Consider the following 17,213-nt stretch of genomic DNA (forward strand, 5'->3'; position numbering starts at 1 on the left):
AAAATGACTCTTTATACATCTATGGTAGGATTCAAGACAGATTATTTATTTCTTAATCGATATATAAAAGAAATCCTGATTAAACTGTCTTTAAAACTTAAGAAATCAAGGATATGATAAAAGGATTGGATATCAGTATATCTATTTTTACCATCTCAAAAGTAGATTCAGAGAATATAACTGTTCTCTTATGATGAAACTTTAGAGGTAACTATTCTGTCTTGTTTTATGAAAAAATAGCTTAACCTTTTACTTAAAATATTCAGCTAAAAAAAGAGAGAACGATTTTGTTCTCTCGAAATTCTTATTTTTCATTTACTATAAGAGTAAAGTATTTATAGGTTTACTCCCACTCAACGGTTGCAGGTGGTTTACTTGTAATATCGTAGACGATACGGTTAACGTGATCCACTTCGTTTACGATACGTACTGAGATTTTTTGTAGGACATCCCAAGGAATTTTAGCAAAATCAGCAGTCATACCATCGATAGAAGTGATTGCACGAATTGCAATTGTGTAGTCGTACGTACGACCGTCACCCATAACACCGACTGAACGAACACCTGTATTAACTGTGAAGTATTGCCAGATATCGCGGTCAAGACCTGCTTTAGCAATTTCCTCACGAAGAATAGCATCTGATTCACGAACGGTTTCAAGTTTCTCTTCAGTGATTTCACCCATGACACGGATAGCAAGTCCTGGTCCTGGGAATGGTTGGCGCCATACGATATGGTCTGGCATACCAAGCTCTGTACCAAGGGCACGAACTTCATCTTTATAGAGAGTGTTGAGTGGTTCAATCAATTCAAACTGCATGTCTTCTGGGAGCCCTCCCACGTTGTGGTGTGACTTGATAGTTTGAGCAGTATCCGTACCAGACTCAATCACGTCGGTATATAAGGTACCTTGAGCAAGGAATTTCACATCTTTGAGCTTGCTTGCTTCGTCATCAAATACATAGACAAACTCGTTACCGATGATTTTACGTTTTTGTTCAGGATCAGAAACGCCAGCAAGTTTATCAAGGAAACGTTTAGCAGCGTCTGCTTTGACGATATTCAAACCAAACTTACCACCAAGCATGTCCATAACTTGGTCCGCTTCTCCTTTACGAAGAAGACCGTGGTCTACGAAGATACAGATCAATTGATCGCCAATAGCCTTTTGGAGAAGAACACCAACGACAGATGAGTCAACTCCACCTGAAAGTCCAAGAAGGACACGTTTATCACCGACTGTTTTACGGATTTTTTGGATCTGCATATCAATGAAGTTATCCATTGTCCAGTCGCCTTTAGCTTTACAGATGTTAAGGGCAAAGTTACGAAGGATATCATTTCCGTATACAGAATGACGAACTTCTGGGTGGAATTGGATACCGTAAATATGTTTATCAGGGTTTTCGATGGCTGCGTATGGGCAGTCAGCTGATGTACCTGTACGAACAAAGTCAGCAGGAATCTCAGTAACCGCATCACCATGGCTCATCAATACAGTCTGTTCATCAGGTGTTGATTCAAAAAGAGCTGATGGTGTATGTGTTAGGGTTGATTGACCGTATTCACGATTTCCAGCATCAGCTGCAGGGACAACTTTCCCTCCAAGTTTATGGGTTAATAATTGCATACCATAACAGATTCCCAAAATTGGAACTCCAAGCTCGAAGATTTCTGGGTCAATATCGAATGAACCATCTTCGTATACAGAGTTTGGACCACCTGAAAGGATGATTCCTACAGGATTGATTTCACGAACTTCAGCAGCTGAAATTTTATGGCTCTTTAATTCTGAAAAAACACCAATCTCACGGATACGGCGTGAAATCAGCTGGTTGTATTGGCTACCATAATCCAATACGATGATTTTTTCTACATCTTGCAAATCAGTTGAAATGTTGCTCATCTTTTTCCTTTCTCAAAAGAAATATCTTTTTCCAATATTCTATCACAAATAAGGGCGAATTACCAACTAAACAAGGCGAAGATTGACTTTTTCTAGTTTATTGGGGTACAATAGAGAAAAGATAGAAATGAAGTGAAAAATATGCTACCTGCTTATATGAAAATCCATGATCAGATTAAAAAGGATATTGACGAACATCGTTGGGCTATTGGTGAGAGACTTCCCAGTGAACGAGACTTAGCAGAGCAGTTTGAGGTCAGCCGCATGACCCTCCGCCAAGCTATTTCCCTCTTGGTCGAAGAAGGAGTTTTAGAGCGCCGTGTAGGAAGCGGCACCTTTGTTTCCAGTACTCGAGTACAAGAAAAGATGCGAGGGACAACCAGTTTTACTGAAATTGTCAAATCTCAAGGCAAAATTCCCTCTAGCCAGCTCATTTCTTACAGAAAAACCATTCCCAATGAGCAGGAAGTTGCTAAACTAGGAATTTCTCCTACCGAAAATATTATCCGAATGGAGCGTGTTCGCTATGCCGACCAAGTCCCTCTGGTTTATGAAGTTGCTTCTATTCCTGAAAAATTCATTAAGGATTTTAAGAAAGAAGAAATCACCAGTCATTTCTTCCAAACCTTGCAAAAACATGGCTACCGCATCGGCAAATCACAACAGACTATTTATGCTCGCCTCGCTAAAGAAAAAATTGCCCACTATTTGGAAGTTGAAAAAGGACATGCTATTCTTGGTTTAACTCAGGTTTCCTACCTAGAAGATGGAACAGCTTTTGAATACGTAAAAAGTCAATATGTAGGCGAACGTTTTGAATTTTATCTTGAAAATAATTAAATTACTAGGCAAAAACTCTCTGTCACGGACAAAGAGTCTTTTTATTTTTCTAAGAGTAAATCTTTCAAAGAAATCAGAGTTACAGCAAACAATATCATTGCCATACCAAGAAAATCAATGGGATAAAATTGTTCATTCATAATTAGGAAAGCAAAGAAAACCGCAGAGATTGGCTCAATTGAAGCCAACAAGCTTGACTTAACCGGTCCAATCAGACTGGTTCCTTTTAAGAAGGCTGTATAGGCAAAAACAGTCCCGATAAGGATAATGCCCGCAAATGCAAGGAGAAAATCAAGACTAGTCGGTATATTGGCCAGTAGAACCCCTGTAAAAGGAAGGGCGACCAAACCTGCTATGACCATTCCTACACCAATGACCAAGCTACTCCCCCACTTCTTAATCAAGGCTATAGGCAAAATGATATAAAGTGCGTAAGTCAGAGCAGAAAAGAGACCCCAGAACAGGCCTGCAGGTGTCATGGATAACTGGTCCAACTGCCCATGAGTTGCAATCAGGAAGGTTCCTCCGATGGCTAATATGATAGAAACAATCTCTCCCAGTGTCGGCGCCACCTTATCCTTGATACAGCTATAAATCAAAATTCCAACAGGACAAACATACTGAAGCACTGTCGCGGTACCTGCATTGGTCTCCTGAATAGCAGTTAGATAGGCAAATTGATTGAGGAATAGACCAATTAGAGCAAAAATGAGAAGAGACAGCAAACTCTTCTTATCCGTTAAAAAGGCCAGCATTTTATCCTTTGCAGTAGCATAAGCCAAGAGCATGAGAATTCCACCAGCGATTAAAAGGCGCAAGTTGGTCAAGACCAGAGCCGAAATTCCGTGTGCCATCAGGTATTGGCCACTCGTTCCTGACAATCCCCAAGCAATCCCAGCCACAACTGTTAATAGAGTCCCTTTTAAACTGTTTGACATGTCTCTCCTTACTCTTCTTTGCGAATCAAGTCCATCACTTGATTGCGGTCTATAATCCATTGAGCTCTCTCGTCCTTTTCATAGGTACGATTCGATAGAAAAATAACCCCTTCTTGCTTCTGACGATTCCACATGATAAAGGTACCTGTATAGCCCGTATGGTCTAGCCAATCTCCTTCCAAATTCCATGCCAAAGAACGTTCCTTGTCATCCAAAGGAGAAAAATTTTGACTCAAATCTCTTGCAAAATCATCTGCTAAATAGTGTTCTAAAAAGATTTGTAAATCCTTTACAGTCGAAAACAAACCAGCACTACCAGCATGTATGCCTAGGAGGCGAGCCTTGGGATCATGTACCAGACCTGCCTCTACACCTCTAACTGTTGGAACAGCACGCTCAACAGGACCAAACTGGGTTTCCGTCATTCTCCAAGGATTAAAAACTTGTTCCTGTAAAATCAAATCCAAGTCTTGATTAAAGATTCTTTCCAAGATAAAACCTAACAGCAAAAAATGGACATCCGAATAAAGAAAGGCTGGCTGACTTCGTCTATTGAGATGAAACATCGCTTCCTTTAATTCAGGTGCTGTTAAAAGATCACGATTGGGAATAAACGGATCAAGGTTTGTAGCATGGGTTAAGAGCTGGCGAATAGTGATGTCTGGATAATCACTCTCTGATAAAAAATCTGTTACAGGCCTATCAATATCTAATTTTCCTTTTTCCCACAAGAAGGTAAAAACCGTTCCAACCCCAACAACCTTGCTGACACTAGCTAGGTCGTAAACTAGTCCTGCCTCTGTCTGCAAGCCATGCTCTGGGTCACTCTGGCCTAAATAGAACTCCGTCCATTGATGGTCCTTAAAATACGCAAAAGAGGCTCCGGGATAAATCCCTGCCTCGATTTGTTCTTCTATTTTTTTAATAATCTTGGTCCACTTCATACTGCTTCAAACCACAATTCAACATTATTTCGATCTTTACCAAGGAAGAATTTTTCAGACTTAGGAATAAAATATTCTGTAGAATCAAACTTCTGGCGAAGACTTTCTATATCTAGTTCATTGACCAAGAACTTGAGCATAGATAAGTCCCAAGTAGCCGTATTATCCACAGTCAAATCTTGCCCCTGAGCTGGGATAAAATCAAGGGATGCCCCAATTTCAGATACTTCCAAGAAACTTTCAACATCCGTTGGGAGATGTAATTCCATGGAAATCTCAAATTTGCTTAAAGAAATTGATTCCAAATCTGTTTGAAATCCAGGCATTTCTCCTACTTCTACTAGGTTTGCTCTATCATCTTCCGCATGAATCAGAATCAAATCATCTTCTGGAGAGTAAATTTCAAAAGCGTAGCCATTTTGACCTTTATATAATTGATGAATCGAATCTGTTTTAGCTAATAAGGACTCGATTTCTAAGGGATTTTCCACCTTGACAATCAATCTAGCTAGTTTTTTTCTTCCCTCTACCTTACGAGTTCGCATACTTGGAGCTTCTTCTAAAACCAACTTTTCTAAACCTGTTTGATCACCTAGTGACAGAAAGGCTGATTCTTCAAGCAAGGCCTTCATGCCAAGGGTTTCTATATAAAATGTTTCATTTAATTTTCTATTATTAACTTTTAAAGTAGGAATAATCCGTACAATTTGATTTACATTCATAAATTCCTCCAACTCTTTTATTTTAAAGGATTTTAGAATTTTTTACAAGATATTATGCTCAAATTTACCGATTTTTCGTAAAATGTCATCTAAAAAACCGAGGATTCCCTCGGTCTCAATTTCTTATAGGTAAAGGAATTTGAAGATAGCTACTGCCGAAATTGCTGCTGCGATCGGTGCTACTACTGGTACCCAAGAATACCACCATTTTGAATCACCTTTGTGCTCACCAAGAACTGATTTTGGAAGGAAAGCATGAAGGAGACGTGGTCCCAAGTCACGGGCTGGGTTCAAGGCAGGTCCTGTAGGGCCACCAAGTGATGTTACCAAGGCCATAACAAGGAATCCAAGTGCCAAGTGTGCAATTCCAAGACCAGATGTCATAAATGGTGCTACTTGTTCTTTAGCTTGATCAAGTGCTGCTGTTACTTGTTCTTGAGGAATTGTTTGACCTTGAGTAGTTGCTTGTGCAACTTGAGCATTGATAGCAGCTTGTGCTTTTGATACTAGTTCAGCACCAAAGAAGTGTTTAGTCAAACCAAGCGCTCCAAAGAAAAGAACAAATGAACCAACAAACTCGTTTACAAAACCATTAACAGTTGCTGCAAAATGTGATTCTTTTGAACCATTATCCAAACTTGAAATTGTTGAGAAAGTACCCAAGATGTTGTTTGGATTTTCAGTTTTCAAGTAATATGGGCGGTGTGTTGCCACAACCAATGCTTGACCAAAGATAGCACCCAAAACTTGAGCAATGATGTAAGGCGCTACTTGTGCCCAAGGGAAGAGACCGCTTACTGCAAGTCCAAGTGTGAAAGCTGGGTTGATGTGGTTACCAGATACGTTACCAAACATCAAGGCTGGCATCATAACCCCCATACCATAACCAACAGCGATAACGATCCAGCCACTTTGGTGACCTTTCGTACCTTTAAGTTCAACGTTGGCAACTGCACCATTCCCAAGAATGATCAAAAGAGCAGTAGCCAAAAATTCAGTGGCATATTTAATTGCCCATGTGAAATCCATTTGATAGATTCTCCTTAAAATTTTTTAGACAATCCTTATTCTATCAATTTTTATATCTTTTAGCAACAGGTTTTCTAAAATAATGTATGAGAAAGCGGTTTTATTATGTGACTATTAGCATTCGTTACTTAACCCACTCACCATTATAGTTTACGTAGTAACCATCTACTGTGGTATTAACAGCTAGAGCACCTGAACCATACGCATAGTACCATTTACCATTGACTTGGAACCAGCCTGTTTTCATATCTCCATTACTTGCATTTAGATAGTACCATATTGAACCATCTTTATACCAACCAGTTTTCATATCACCATTTTCAGCATCTAAATAGTACCAAGTTGAGCCTTCCTGATACCAACCAGTTGCCATTGCTCCTGATGAACGGAGGTAGTACCACTTATTGCCAAGTTGATACCAACCAGTTTGCATGATTCCAGTTTTTGGATCCAAGTAGTACCATGGAGCAGGTTTGCTTCTATCAATGTCAATAGTAACATGAAAATCTTGAGTCCAACCCTTAGCAACTTCACCAATTGGTAGTGGATTGTAAGAATCATCGCCAAAATTTCCTAGCTTATTTAAATAATACCAATTGCCGTCTTCATAAATCCAGCCTGTCTTTACAGCATAATTATTATCAAAATAATAAGTTCTCTTTTCAGCAGATAGAGGATATTGTTCACCGTATACTTTTCCTGTATTTTCAGACGTTTTTGCCTCTAGTACTTGTTTATCTGTTTGTTCTAGCAAAGCACCATCTTGTCCAAAATAGTACCACTTCTCCTGAAGGCCAATTTCGAAGACTGGACGATTATCAAATAAATCATCACGATAACCTGTTCCAGGAATTTCTAAGTATTGCCATCCAACTACCATTTCTCCTTTATCACCAAAATAGTAAGTTTTACCGTCTATTTTATGCCAATAGATTGCTTTATGATCATCTTTTACATAATATTTTCTATTATCCTTATCAACAAATTGACCACCTGTGGTATCCGCAAATACAGTATTTATCGCTAGCAAACCAAAGAAAAATACTGTCAGTCCAACTTGCATAGTTTTTTTAAAAAGTTTCATTTATATATACCTCCAATATTAAATTAACACACCAGATGAGGAGAAGTTATAAACCTTACCATTTGTCTATTCTTCTGAACAAACTGTTGATAGGGAATTGTATTACCAAATGCAAGAACGCTTAGTAATACAAATATAACTATTTTTTAATTCCACGATTTCTCCTCATCTTATATTGTGAACCTCCTTTCTTTCTGCTTAATTCTAACACACATATGAAGATCAGTCAAATTTTTATGTTTATTTTGACTTTTTTTATTATTATAACGCATAAGCATTTTTTATTTTGGGTTTGCTATTTTTAACTAAAAGAAATATAATTAAGTTAAGTAGAAAGGAACAATATTTTTTATGAATATACTCGCTGAGAAATTCAGAGTAAAGAGAAAAGAGTTAGGTCTCTCCCAACAAACTCTTGCAGAAGGAATTTGTGAACAAAGTCAGATTAGTAAAATTGAAAGAGGTCATTTTATTCCCTCCGCAGACTTGTTATTCAAACTCTCTCAACGACTTGAAGTCCCTTTGGATTACTTTTTCAATGAACAAATCGAAGTTAAGTCTAACCTCTCTCACTTCAAGCAATTATCTGCTCGCTTATTAGATGATAGGAATTATGACGATTTGGAATATATTTATAGAATAGAGATTGAACGAAGTACTTTTCTAACACTAGAAGACCGAACTTACCTTGAGTGGATTAAAGCTATTATTGACTTCTATCAATATGACAGTAAGTGTGAGGCTATTTCTTCATTGGAAAATATATTATTAAAAGTCTCCTCAAATACTCTGATTTATTTAAAGGCATTGAATACTCTATCTAATTTCTATTCCTTAGTGGGTCTCGAACAAGAATATGAGGCAAACTACTCTCATTTGATGGAGTTATATCAGACAAAAAATTTTGAGCACCAAGAGTTTTTATTTGGCTACATCAGAGTTCGTTACAACTACGCTCACTACCTAGTATCAAAGGAAAAATATAACGAAGCCATCCAAGAAGCTCTTGAGACGATTGAACTCTGTAAACAAAGACAGACAAGCTACCAACTGGCTCCCCTACTTATTCTTGTAGGAAATGCTGGAGCCAAATTTCTAGACAAAGAACAAGTCAAAAATTATTATATAGAAGCAAGAGAGTTATGTAAGATTTATAACAATCCTTTAATGTTGATGAAGATAGAAAATTATTTGAAGGAATTAGATACTGTTTAGTTAATCTTGACATTATAGTTTTTCTGAAACGTTAAATAACCTGTAAGGCTGATAGTGAAATTAATACTATCAGCCTTATAATTATGCGACTATTAGTCCGTCTCGCTCCGTTAGGTGCGAGACGGACTAATAGTCACATAATAAAAAACTAAACAAATTGATTAGGAAACTCAAACTAAGTTCCAACAATGCTTTAGGAACTACAGTCTACTACTTCAGATTCAGTTCACTATAATTTCCAAACGAATCTTATGATAGCTACTTTGTTAGGATGCTCTTATTTTTTATCAGACAAAACAAAAGGATTAAGGAGGTGCAATTCCTTAATCCAAGAGTTCTTATTCTTGACGTTGTCCGAAATCAGCAATCATCTGCTCCATTTCTTGTCTGCTCGGAGTTGTCAGCATATACAGGTAATCTCCTTGAAGTTCCGCAAAGGCTGCTGGCATGATTTTTTTAACCTTGAACTGCTGGCTGTATTTGGCAAGCAAGTCCTCCTCAGAATAGACATAGTGAGCATTTGCACGACGGGATGTAGCTAAACAATATTGAGGTTCAAAGTCTGACGCTGGGAACTCTTCTCCTGCGACAATGGCTGCATATCCACGATAGAGGTCCAAGGAATGAGCAAAATTATAAACATCGATAGTGAAACCACCTGCAGGGCGATTATTGTACTCGATGGCAATATAATCATCCCCTTCACGGAAGAACTCAATATGGAAGAAACGTTCTTTCATACCAAATTCTTTGACAATTGCCTCACCATATTTACGTAATTTGGGATCCATATCCTTAAGAACATAGTAGGAATTGTCCATCTTATAAATCATGAGATCCAGCGGTGTATAGGCATAGTCAAAGGTTGTTGAGAAGACAATCTTTCCATCCTTGTCTACGAGCCCATCAAAGGTGCAAATTTCGCTAGAGGTGACAAATTTCTCAAAGAAATAAACAGTCGAATGGTCCCATTCTTGCTTGAAGTGATTGACATCGTCTTCTGTCTCAAGTTTAAAGGTTGCGGCTGCTCCCACTCCATTATCAGGTTTAGCAATCATTGGCAGGCCGATTTCATTCACAGCTTGATCCACATCTGCTTCCGTCTTGATAACAGCTCCAGGTACCACGGGGACACCTGCTTTCTTGAAGAGTTTCTTCATTTCAGACTTAAATTTCGTCTTTTTTAGATCCTCTGGTTTGGCACCAAAAACATTGAATTGTTCACGAAGACTTGCATCTAACTCAAGCCAGTATTCATTATGAGACTCGATACGATCAATTGGGCCATGTTTATAAAAGAGAAAAGCAACTGCACGTTTGACTTCATCTATATTTTCAAGATTATCCACACGGAAATACTCGGTCAGGCTATTGCGTAAAGGTTCATCCAATTGCTCGTATGGTTCTTGACCAATTCCCAAGACTGTGATGCCTTTATTAGCTAGTTCAATGGTAAACTGTTGAAAGTTTTGCGGATAGTAGGGAGAAATAACAAGGTAATTCATAGGTAACTCCTTTTATAAATAGAGATTTCCAAGGAAATAAGGCATTTGTTTGCGCCACCATTCCCAGTCGTGGGCGACATCGTGCCCCCATTCAGCAAACCAGGCTGGAATTTGTTTCTGGTCAAAGGCTTCTTTTAGCTTGTAAAAGGATGGTAAACCGTCTTGTTCCCAGGCTCCAAGACCCGTACACAGCACAATCTCTGCCTGGCGATAACGGTCAATAAACCAGCCGTCGTTCTGGTTCCAGATATAATCTACTGGCGAGTTTTGGTAAATGGCATCGTCATTGTAGTAATCGCCGACAAAGAAACGTGCATCGTAAACACCACTGAGAGCAATCACCTTTGTAAAAACATCTGGATGTTGGAGGAAAAAGTTGACTGCATGGTAGGCGCCCATCGAGCATCCTGTCGTCATCATACCATCAAACCAACCTGTCTTATGCTTGATAAAAGGAATGGCCTCATCAATCACATAACGCTCGTAGGCACGGTGCATCTCTGCTTGGTCGTGCCCATTTTTCCAAGTGGCCAACCAGCTCTCACTATCTACACTGGACAGGGTAAAGAACTGGACACGGCCTTCCTCGATAAAGGAAGCACAGGCACCAATCATGCCAAAATCATAGTATTCGTTGTGACTACCACCTGATGAAGCAAAGACCACAACTGGAATCCCAGCATGTCCATAACGATTAAGGTACATTTCACGGTTAAGATTGCCACTCCAGTGGCTAAGGTTTTCAATATGCATTGGCTTTCTCCTTTTCTAACTTACCATTTTTCTGCAAAAAAACGGAGACAGTCTGGTAAATTTTCCGACCAAGGGATTTCACTATGGATGGCACCAGACTGAACTTTCAAAACAAGATTATCTAAGTGTACCCCACCTGCTATCAAATCATGGTAATACCGAAGAGACGAATCGATATAGGCTTGCTTGATATTGCCAGCCATCAGGGTCTTGTCCGTATCATCTGCTTCTTCTGTTCCTACATAGATGAAGATACGCTGTTCAGGGGACAGTTTCTTGCGCTCAATATAGCGGTTAAAGGCGTCTTGGTGCAGCCAGTTTGCAGAAGAAAAGACTCCTAGACAACCAATTTGGTCTTGGTATTCCAAACCGATAAACTGGGTAATATTGCCTCCTAGTGACGAGCCAATCATAGCCGTATGCTGGCGGTCAGCTTTAGTACGGTAGGTCTCATCGATAAAAGGTTTGACCACCTCCATGACAAACTCAGAATATTCCACACCCTTACCGCCAAATTGCTGTCCTGGGATAGGAGATTCTTGGAACTTCCAAGCCGCATACTCATTCATCCGCCCCATACCATCATTGTCAATGGCAACGACAATCATGCGACTGATATCAGGATTACGCTTAATAGCTGGGATAATCTTCCATGAATGGCCAATGAAGGACTCCTTGCTATAAAAAACATTTTGCCCGTCATGAAAGTAAACCACAGGATAGGAACGATCCGTGTCTTTCTCATAATCTTTAGGCAAAAGAACACGTACACGGCGTTCCTTACCTGTATAAGGAACCTTGAGTTTGTGTTCTTTCATTTTTAAATAAAAGTAGGATTGATTCATTGTCAGAAAACTCTCTATATTCAAAATTTTATTTTATTATATCACAATTATAGAAAAAAAGTTAGTTTTGCTTCCACTTTTGGAATTAAAAACTAACTTTTTCATTTAATTTTCTAAATTCTTTTGGATTTTCTGATTAGAGCAGATTGTCAATCAAGTCATCAACTTCATCTTTTTCAACCTGCGGTGTAATCTCAGTAATCATGATTCCAGCTACAGCTCGCTCAACTAAACCTTCAACATCCATGCGAGCTTCATACTGCTCCGCATTCTTAATCTTAGGATTTGTTTTCGGACGATCTGGCGCAAAAATGGTACAACAGTCTTCAAAAGGCTGGATAGAAATTTCAAAGGTGTCAATTTCCTGAGCAATGTCAATGATTTCCAACTTATCCATTGTCACAACTGGACGGATGATAGGAGTGTTGGTAACTGCATTGATAGCCTGCATGCTTTCTAAGGTCTGGCTAGCTACTTGACCTAGGCTTTCCCCATTGATGATAACTAAACCATTTCGTACCTCACGAATACGATCTGTAATCCGCATCATAAAGCGACGAGTTAGAGTCATCAAGTAAGCTTCTGGCGCTTTAGCCTTGATTTCTTCTTGAATCTCTGTAAAAGGAACTTCGATAAACTGGATATTTCCCCCAAACTTGGTTAATTTACGGGTCAAATCTTGGGCTTTTTTTAGTGCACCAGGACTCGTGTAAGGTGGGCTGGCAAAGTGAACGGCCTCAATATCCACCCCGCGTTTAAGTGCAAGATAACCTGCTACAGGTGAGTCGATCCCTCCTGACAACATGAGCATCCCTTTACCTGAAGTTCCAACTGGCAAACCACCAGCCCCACGAATAGTTTCAAAAGAAAGATAGGCTGCTTCTTCACGGATTTCCACCTGAAGATTGATGTCAGGACTTTTCATTTGAGCTTGCACATTTGGAATGGCTTCGAAAACAGCTCCTCCAAGGGTTTGGTTGAGTTCACGACTATCCAACGCAAAGTTGTGGTCGCTACGTTTACTAGAGATTTTAAAGGTCATGCCTTCCTTGTAGATGTCCTGCATAATCTCTTGGACAGCAGACTTCAGAACTTCTACAGATTTTTCAACCTTATAAACAGGGGAAAAGTTTTGAATTCCAAAAACTTGTTTGAGCGATTCTGCTACTGCTGTGTAATCAGCTCCATTGAGATAAGCATGGGCACGGTCACGATCTGCCGTTACCTTAACTTGGGGATAGATAGACAAAACGTCTGAAATATTATTGCGAAGTTTATTGATGAAACGCATACGGTTTTTGCCCTTGGTTGACAATTCTCCGTAGCGAATCATAATTTCTGAATACTGCATAAATGCTCCTATCTTACTTTTCTAGTTTGGTTGTAAATTAATTTTAACTTGGTCAAAAACTGCTCGACCTGACTCATATCATTTTCAAGGTCTAGGCTTAGACGCACAGCTGACTGAGCCTTATCTTTATCCACTCCCATGGCAATCAGAGTTCCTGCAGGTTTCCCAGCCTTGGACGAACAAGCAGAGGTCGTTGAGATGAAAATATCATAGTCTTCAAAGGCGTGAACGATGACTTCACCACGAACACCCTTGATTCCAAAAGTCAGGATATGAGGTGCGAAGTCTTCCTCATCCGAGAAGACAAAAATATCTGGATAATCCAGAAGGGCTTGACGAATCACTGCCTTCATCTGCCCAGTCTTGCTCCTAAAGATATCTAGCTTTTCCATAGATAAACGGAGAGCCTTGGCTGTCGCTGCAATCCCTGCCACATTTTCAGTTGTCGAACGGTAATCACGTTCCTGACCTCCACCTGTTAAAAGAGGCGTGATCTTCTTGCCAGACTTGATATAGACAAAACCAACACCACGGATTCCGTGGAACTTGTGACTAGAGAAAGTCGCAAAATCCACTCGTTCTGTCAGATACTTTTCAGTCGGAATTTTAGCAAGCGCCTGAACCGCATCAACGTGGAAGGAAATAGTTGGCTTGTCTGCTAACAGTTCTGAAATAGCCTCAATGGGCTGAATAGAGCCAATTTCATTGTTTACTGCCATGATGGAAACTAGAGTCGTATCAGGTCTTATCAAATCTGCTAGCGCCTCAACATCCACAAATCCTTTGTTATCCACTGGAGCAAAATCCACTTCAAAACCTTGACTTTTCAGCCAGAGGGCTGATTCCTTAACTGCTGGATGTTCAATGTTCGAAACGATGATGTGCTTGCCAAACTGGGCTTTTTCAAAGGCCACACCCTTGATGACCCAGTTATCCCCTTCTGTTCCTCCAGAGGTAAAGAAGATTTCATCACTTTTCTTACCGATTAAATCTGCAATTTGCTGACGAGAAGCATCTAAGATTCGTGTTGCCTGGTCTCCCAAACGATGGAGGCTAGATGGATTTCCTAAAATTTTTGAAGCGACCTGCATATAAGTTTCAAGTGCTTCAGAATAGGGCTTGGTCGTCGCCGAATTATCAAAGTAAATCATATTTTCTCACGCTTTCTAAAATCACTCCCTCTATTGTATCATGAAACGGAGCCTGCGACAAGAAAGGGCAATTTCTCTTTTTTTAAGATTTTTTTAAAGAAATGCGGTATAATAAATTTTAATTAAAGGAGAGAATGTATGTCTAATTATCGTAGAACTTCAAAACCAAAAACAGAACACATCAAAAAAGGCTTTACAGTCTTTCAAAAAACCGTTGCTACTATCGGTAGTATTCTTGGCTTGATTACCGCTAGTATCACTATCATGAACGCCTTGGATAATAACAAAAATACTAAAAAAGAACCTACGACAACCCAGACGACAACAATTGTCAAAGAAATTCAAAAGGAATCCCCTCAGGAAAACACTAGTCCCAATAAGGAAAATAACACTACCCAAGAAAAAACACAGCAAGAGGAAACACCAAAATCTAACGTCAAGGAAGAGAAAAAAGAAGAGCAGAAAGCATCAACTCAGGAATCTACTACTCCTGCTCCAAGTAAGCCTACTACTAAAAATGAAAAACAGTCCAATACCCCAACTTCGGAAAATAAAACTAATCAATAATCACTAAAATAGCCTCCTTCCAAATTTGGAAAGAAGCTATTTTTTTATTGTTGTAAAACTTTTCTTGGTTTGGTACCTTCAGCTGGACCAATGACACCTGCCATCTCAAGCTCTTCCATGAGACGAGTCGCACGGTTAAATCCAACTGACAAACGACGCTGAATCATAGATGCGCTGGCTTTCTGAGTTTCGATTACCAAAGCCTTGGCTTCTTCAAAGAGCGGGTCACCACCAGATTCACCATCTGAAAATTCTCCTTCATTTTCAGAAACCTCACCTGGATCAAAACTCTCATCGTAGTCCGCATCTGCCTGAGCCTTGATAAAGTTTACGATGCGTTCAACATCATCATCCGAGATAAAGGATCCTTGGAGACGAACTGGATGATTTTCATCAATTGGTTTAAAGAGCATATCTCCACGTCCAAGCAGTTTCTCAGCTCCATTTTCATCTAAAATAGTACGGGAGTCTGTTCCTGATGAAACTGCGAAAGCGACACGAGATGGGACATTGGCCTTGATCAGACCAGAAATGACGTCAACGGATGGACGCTGGGTTGCAAGAATCATGTGGATACCTGCAGCACGCGCCTTCTGTCCGAGACGAATGATAGCATCTTCCACTTCCTTGCTGGCTACCATCATAAGGTCAGCCAACTCATCCACAATTACAACAATGAGTGGTAGCGGAACCTGCTTGTACTCAGACTGAGCATTAAACTCTTCTACCTTGGCATTAAAACCTGCAATATTCCGAACTCCCACCTTGGCAAAGAGTTCATAACGATTTTCCATTTCATCCACGACCTTTTGCAAAGCCTTGCTGGCCTTACGTGGATTGGTCACGACTGGAATCAAGAGGTGGGGAATATCATTGTAAACAGACAACTCAACCATCTTGGGATCGACCATCATAAATTTAACTTGGTCAGGTCTCGCCTTCATGAGGATGCTAGCGATAATGCCGTTAACAGCTACTGACTTCCCTGAACCCGTTGAACCTGCAACTAGCAAGTGGGGCATCTTGGAAAGGTCAAAAGCTCTTGCGGTGCCATTAACTGCCTTTCCTAGAGGAATTTCTAAGAGATTTTCTGCTTTCGTTTGAGATTGTTCCCATAGTTCGCGGAAGGATACCGTCGCAATCTCAGAGTTAGGAACCTCAATCCCGACTAAGGATTTACCAGGTATTGGAGCCTCAATCCGGACATCCTTGGCTGCCAAGGCTAGAGCGAGGTCATCTGCTAGATTGGAAATGCGGTTAACCCGTACACCGACTGCTGGCTTGACTTCATACTTGGTCACTGACGGCCCAATTTCAGCCCGTTCAACCGTTACCTTAATACCAAAACTAGCAAAAGTTTCTTCTAGGATTTTGATGTTTTCACGAACGATTTTCTTCTCTTTCGACTGGTCTTTTGGTTTATCTGGGGCAAAGAGTTGTAAGCTTGGAAGTTTGTATTCAAGGGCTTCCTTTGCTAAAAAATCGACCTGAACATCTTCATCATCAGAGCCATCTTCCTGTTCAGCGAATTCAAGTTCAGCTTGAGGCAAGATGATCTCTGGTTCTACCCACTCTTCTTCTGGAACAGATGGAACGTCAAGCACAACATCTTCTGTCAGAATTTCACCCGTTTCCATATCAACAGGAGGCATATCGAGTAAGGCTTTTTCAGCCTCTTCTTTTTCTAATCTAGCCTCTTCCTCAGCCTTTTGACGAGCTTTTTCTTCCTGTTTGACAAAGCGTTCCTCTTTTCGACGCTCATGCCCTTCCCGCCATTTGGCAAAGCCTCTACTGAAAAATTCAGCAATATCGTAAACAGACCAAGGACTGACTAGGAGAGCACCCACTAAAATCAAGATAGAACCAATAAAGTAAGTACCGATATTTGAAAAGAGAAAGGCGATTGGTACATAGAGTCCAACACCAATCAAGCCTCCACCAGCAAAACTGGTCGTTCGAAAACCAGTCAAATCAGTCACAACCTGAGCCATAGTTCCTTTTAGAACGGACTTGTCCAAACCATATTTCCAAACCAAGTAGGCTTCAAAAATCAGGAGCAAGCCCGCAAATATAGTGAAGAAGCCAGATAGGAAGCCTTCCTGTTTTCGTATCCACTTGAAAAAGAAGAGATAGATTAATAGGCCGAATATTGCCAGATAAGCTAGGCTACCCACCAGCAAGCGAATTAGATTGTAAAGGGTTATACCTGCAGCCCCTAATTTGAAGGCTGCGAAAATCAATAAAAGCGCGATTCCCAAAGAAATCAACATTCGTTGAATCGCTTCTTTTCTTTCGAGTTCTGCTTTAGACGGTCTCCGTCTTGTTTTACTTGTATTCTTGTTTGCCATTCTTCTATTATACCA

Annotated in this window: 15 protein-coding genes and 1 pseudogene; 3 read left to right on the top strand and 13 right to left on the bottom strand. The window is 40.0% G+C overall.

Annotated elements, in window-relative coordinates:
- Positions 1–343 precede the first annotated feature (343 nt).
- A complete protein-coding gene (guaA, locus tag SK637_RS06095; protein ID WP_033688968.1) occupies positions 344–1,906 on the bottom strand; it encodes a glutamine-hydrolyzing GMP synthase in 1,563 nt (520 codons plus the stop codon).
- 141 nt (positions 1,907–2,047) lie between these two features.
- On the opposite strand from guaA, the gene SK637_RS06100 reads away from it, so the two are divergent.
- Positions 2,048–2,746 carry a GntR family transcriptional regulator gene (locus SK637_RS06100; protein ID WP_033688969.1) on the top strand — a complete coding sequence of 233 codons (699 nt, stop codon included), beginning with the start codon at positions 2,048–2,050 and terminating at the stop codon, positions 2,744–2,746.
- A 41-nt stretch (positions 2,747–2,787) separates the two neighbouring features.
- Here SK637_RS06100 and SK637_RS06105 read toward each other — a convergent pair whose 3' ends face one another.
- The 6 genes and pseudogenes from SK637_RS06105 to SK637_RS10255 form a co-directional block, all read right to left on the bottom strand.
- Entirely contained in the window at positions 2,788–3,684 is an 897-nt protein-coding gene (locus SK637_RS06105) for a DMT family transporter (protein WP_033688970.1), read from the bottom strand.
- Between the two features lie 8 nt (positions 3,685–3,692).
- The gene (locus tag SK637_RS06110; RefSeq protein WP_033688971.1) at positions 3,693–4,628 is read right to left on the bottom strand and encodes a serine hydrolase domain-containing protein; all 936 of its coding nucleotides are present in this window, start codon (positions 4,626–4,628) and stop codon (positions 3,693–3,695) included.
- Entirely contained in the window at positions 4,625–5,350 is a 726-nt protein-coding gene (locus tag SK637_RS06115) for a CppA family protein (protein ID WP_033688972.1), read from the bottom strand. Before SK637_RS06115 ends, SK637_RS06110 begins: the two co-directional genes overlap by 4 nt.
- Before the next feature lie 123 nt (positions 5,351–5,473).
- Entirely contained in the window at positions 5,474–6,379 is a 906-nt protein-coding gene (gene gla / locus SK637_RS06120; RefSeq protein ID WP_033688973.1) for an aquaglyceroporin Gla, read from the bottom strand.
- Positions 6,380–6,503: 124 nt separating this feature from the next.
- Positions 6,504–7,463 (bottom strand): choline-binding protein CbpC, encoded by a 960-nt coding sequence (gene cbpC / locus SK637_RS06125; RefSeq protein ID WP_033688974.1) that lies wholly within the window; start codon positions 7,461–7,463, stop codon positions 6,504–6,506.
- Between the two features lie 59 nt (positions 7,464–7,522).
- Positions 7,523–7,632 (bottom strand): annotated as a pseudogene (locus SK637_RS10255) (PhrA family quorum-sensing system peptide); the annotation flags it as partial.
- A gap of 182 nt (positions 7,633–7,814) precedes the next feature.
- Between SK637_RS10255 and SK637_RS06130 the strand changes: the two are divergent.
- Positions 7,815–8,678, top strand: coding sequence for a helix-turn-helix domain-containing protein (locus SK637_RS06130; RefSeq protein ID WP_033688975.1), 864 nt, complete (start codon positions 7,815–7,817; stop codon positions 8,676–8,678).
- Positions 8,679–9,016: 338 nt separating this feature from the next.
- Here SK637_RS06130 and SK637_RS06135 read toward each other — a convergent pair whose 3' ends face one another.
- From SK637_RS06135 to SK637_RS06155, 5 genes are all read right to left on the bottom strand, one after another.
- Positions 9,017–10,183 carry an ATP-grasp domain-containing protein gene (locus tag SK637_RS06135; RefSeq protein WP_033688976.1) on the bottom strand — a complete coding sequence of 389 codons (1,167 nt, stop codon included), beginning with the start codon at positions 10,181–10,183 and terminating at the stop codon, positions 9,017–9,019.
- A 12-nt stretch (positions 10,184–10,195) separates the two neighbouring features.
- On the bottom strand, positions 10,196–10,936 hold the full coding sequence (locus SK637_RS06140) for an esterase family protein (RefSeq protein ID WP_033688977.1): 741 nt from the start codon (positions 10,934–10,936) through the stop codon (positions 10,196–10,198).
- A 20-nt stretch (positions 10,937–10,956) separates the two neighbouring features.
- Entirely contained in the window at positions 10,957–11,781 is an 825-nt protein-coding gene (locus SK637_RS06145; RefSeq protein ID WP_033688978.1) for an alpha/beta hydrolase, read from the bottom strand.
- Positions 11,782–11,917: 136 nt separating this feature from the next.
- Complete coding sequence (gene thiI, locus SK637_RS06150) at positions 11,918–13,132, bottom strand: tRNA uracil 4-sulfurtransferase ThiI (protein WP_033688979.1); 1,215 nt, start codon at positions 13,130–13,132, stop codon at positions 11,918–11,920.
- A gap of 8 nt (positions 13,133–13,140) precedes the next feature.
- Positions 13,141–14,283, bottom strand: coding sequence for a cysteine desulfurase family protein (locus SK637_RS06155; protein ID WP_033688980.1), 1,143 nt, complete (start codon positions 14,281–14,283; stop codon positions 13,141–13,143).
- A 138-nt stretch (positions 14,284–14,421) separates the two neighbouring features.
- On the opposite strand from SK637_RS06155, the gene SK637_RS06160 reads away from it, so the two are divergent.
- On the top strand, positions 14,422–14,850 hold the full coding sequence (locus SK637_RS06160) for a DUF6556 family protein (protein WP_033688981.1): 429 nt from the start codon (positions 14,422–14,424) through the stop codon (positions 14,848–14,850).
- 44 nt (positions 14,851–14,894) lie between these two features.
- Here the strand turns inward: SK637_RS06160 and SK637_RS06165 are convergent, their stop codons facing one another.
- A complete protein-coding gene (locus SK637_RS06165; protein WP_080710506.1) occupies positions 14,895–17,198 on the bottom strand; it encodes a DNA translocase FtsK in 2,304 nt (767 codons plus the stop codon).
- Positions 17,199–17,213 lie beyond the last annotated feature (15 nt).

This window comes from Streptococcus mitis (assembly GCF_000722765.2).
Taxonomy (GTDB): Bacteria; Bacillota; Bacilli; order Lactobacillales; family Streptococcaceae; genus Streptococcus; species Streptococcus mitis_AQ.

What these genes read in the sequence shown, in the direction of transcription:
- guaA (WP_033688968.1), bottom strand. Translation starts at nt 1,906, where the DNA reads ATGAGCAACATTTCAACTGATTTGCAAGATGTAGAAAAAATCATCGTA.
- SK637_RS06100 (WP_033688969.1), top strand. Translation starts at nt 2,048, where the DNA reads ATGCTACCTGCTTATATGAAAATCCATGATCAGATTAAAAAGGATATT.
- SK637_RS06105 (WP_033688970.1), bottom strand. Translation starts at nt 3,684, where the DNA reads ATGTCAAACAGTTTAAAAGGGACTCTATTAACAGTTGTGGCTGGGATT.
- SK637_RS06110 (WP_033688971.1), bottom strand. Translation starts at nt 4,628, where the DNA reads ATGAAGTGGACCAAGATTATTAAAAAAATAGAAGAACAAATCGAGGCA.
- SK637_RS06115 (WP_033688972.1), bottom strand. Translation starts at nt 5,350, where the DNA reads ATGAATGTAAATCAAATTGTACGGATTATTCCTACTTTAAAAGTTAAT.
- gla (WP_033688973.1), bottom strand. Translation starts at nt 6,379, where the DNA reads ATGGATTTCACATGGGCAATTAAATATGCCACTGAATTTTTGGCTACT.
- cbpC (WP_033688974.1), bottom strand. Translation starts at nt 7,463, where the DNA reads ATGAAACTTTTTAAAAAAACTATGCAAGTTGGACTGACAGTATTTTTC.
- SK637_RS06130 (WP_033688975.1), top strand. Translation starts at nt 7,815, where the DNA reads ATGAATATACTCGCTGAGAAATTCAGAGTAAAGAGAAAAGAGTTAGGT.
- SK637_RS06135 (WP_033688976.1), bottom strand. Translation starts at nt 10,183, where the DNA reads ATGAATTACCTTGTTATTTCTCCCTACTATCCGCAAAACTTTCAACAG.
- SK637_RS06140 (WP_033688977.1), bottom strand. Translation starts at nt 10,936, where the DNA reads ATGCATATTGAAAACCTTAGCCACTGGAGTGGCAATCTTAACCGTGAA.
- SK637_RS06145 (WP_033688978.1), bottom strand. Translation starts at nt 11,781, where the DNA reads ATGAATCAATCCTACTTTTATTTAAAAATGAAAGAACACAAACTCAAG.
- thiI (WP_033688979.1), bottom strand. Translation starts at nt 13,132, where the DNA reads ATGCAGTATTCAGAAATTATGATTCGCTACGGAGAATTGTCAACCAAG.
- SK637_RS06155 (WP_033688980.1), bottom strand. Translation starts at nt 14,283, where the DNA reads ATGATTTACTTTGATAATTCGGCGACGACCAAGCCCTATTCTGAAGCA.
- SK637_RS06160 (WP_033688981.1), top strand. Translation starts at nt 14,422, where the DNA reads ATGTCTAATTATCGTAGAACTTCAAAACCAAAAACAGAACACATCAAA.
- SK637_RS06165 (WP_080710506.1), bottom strand. Translation starts at nt 17,198, where the DNA reads ATGGCAAACAAGAATACAAGTAAAACAAGACGGAGACCGTCTAAAGCA.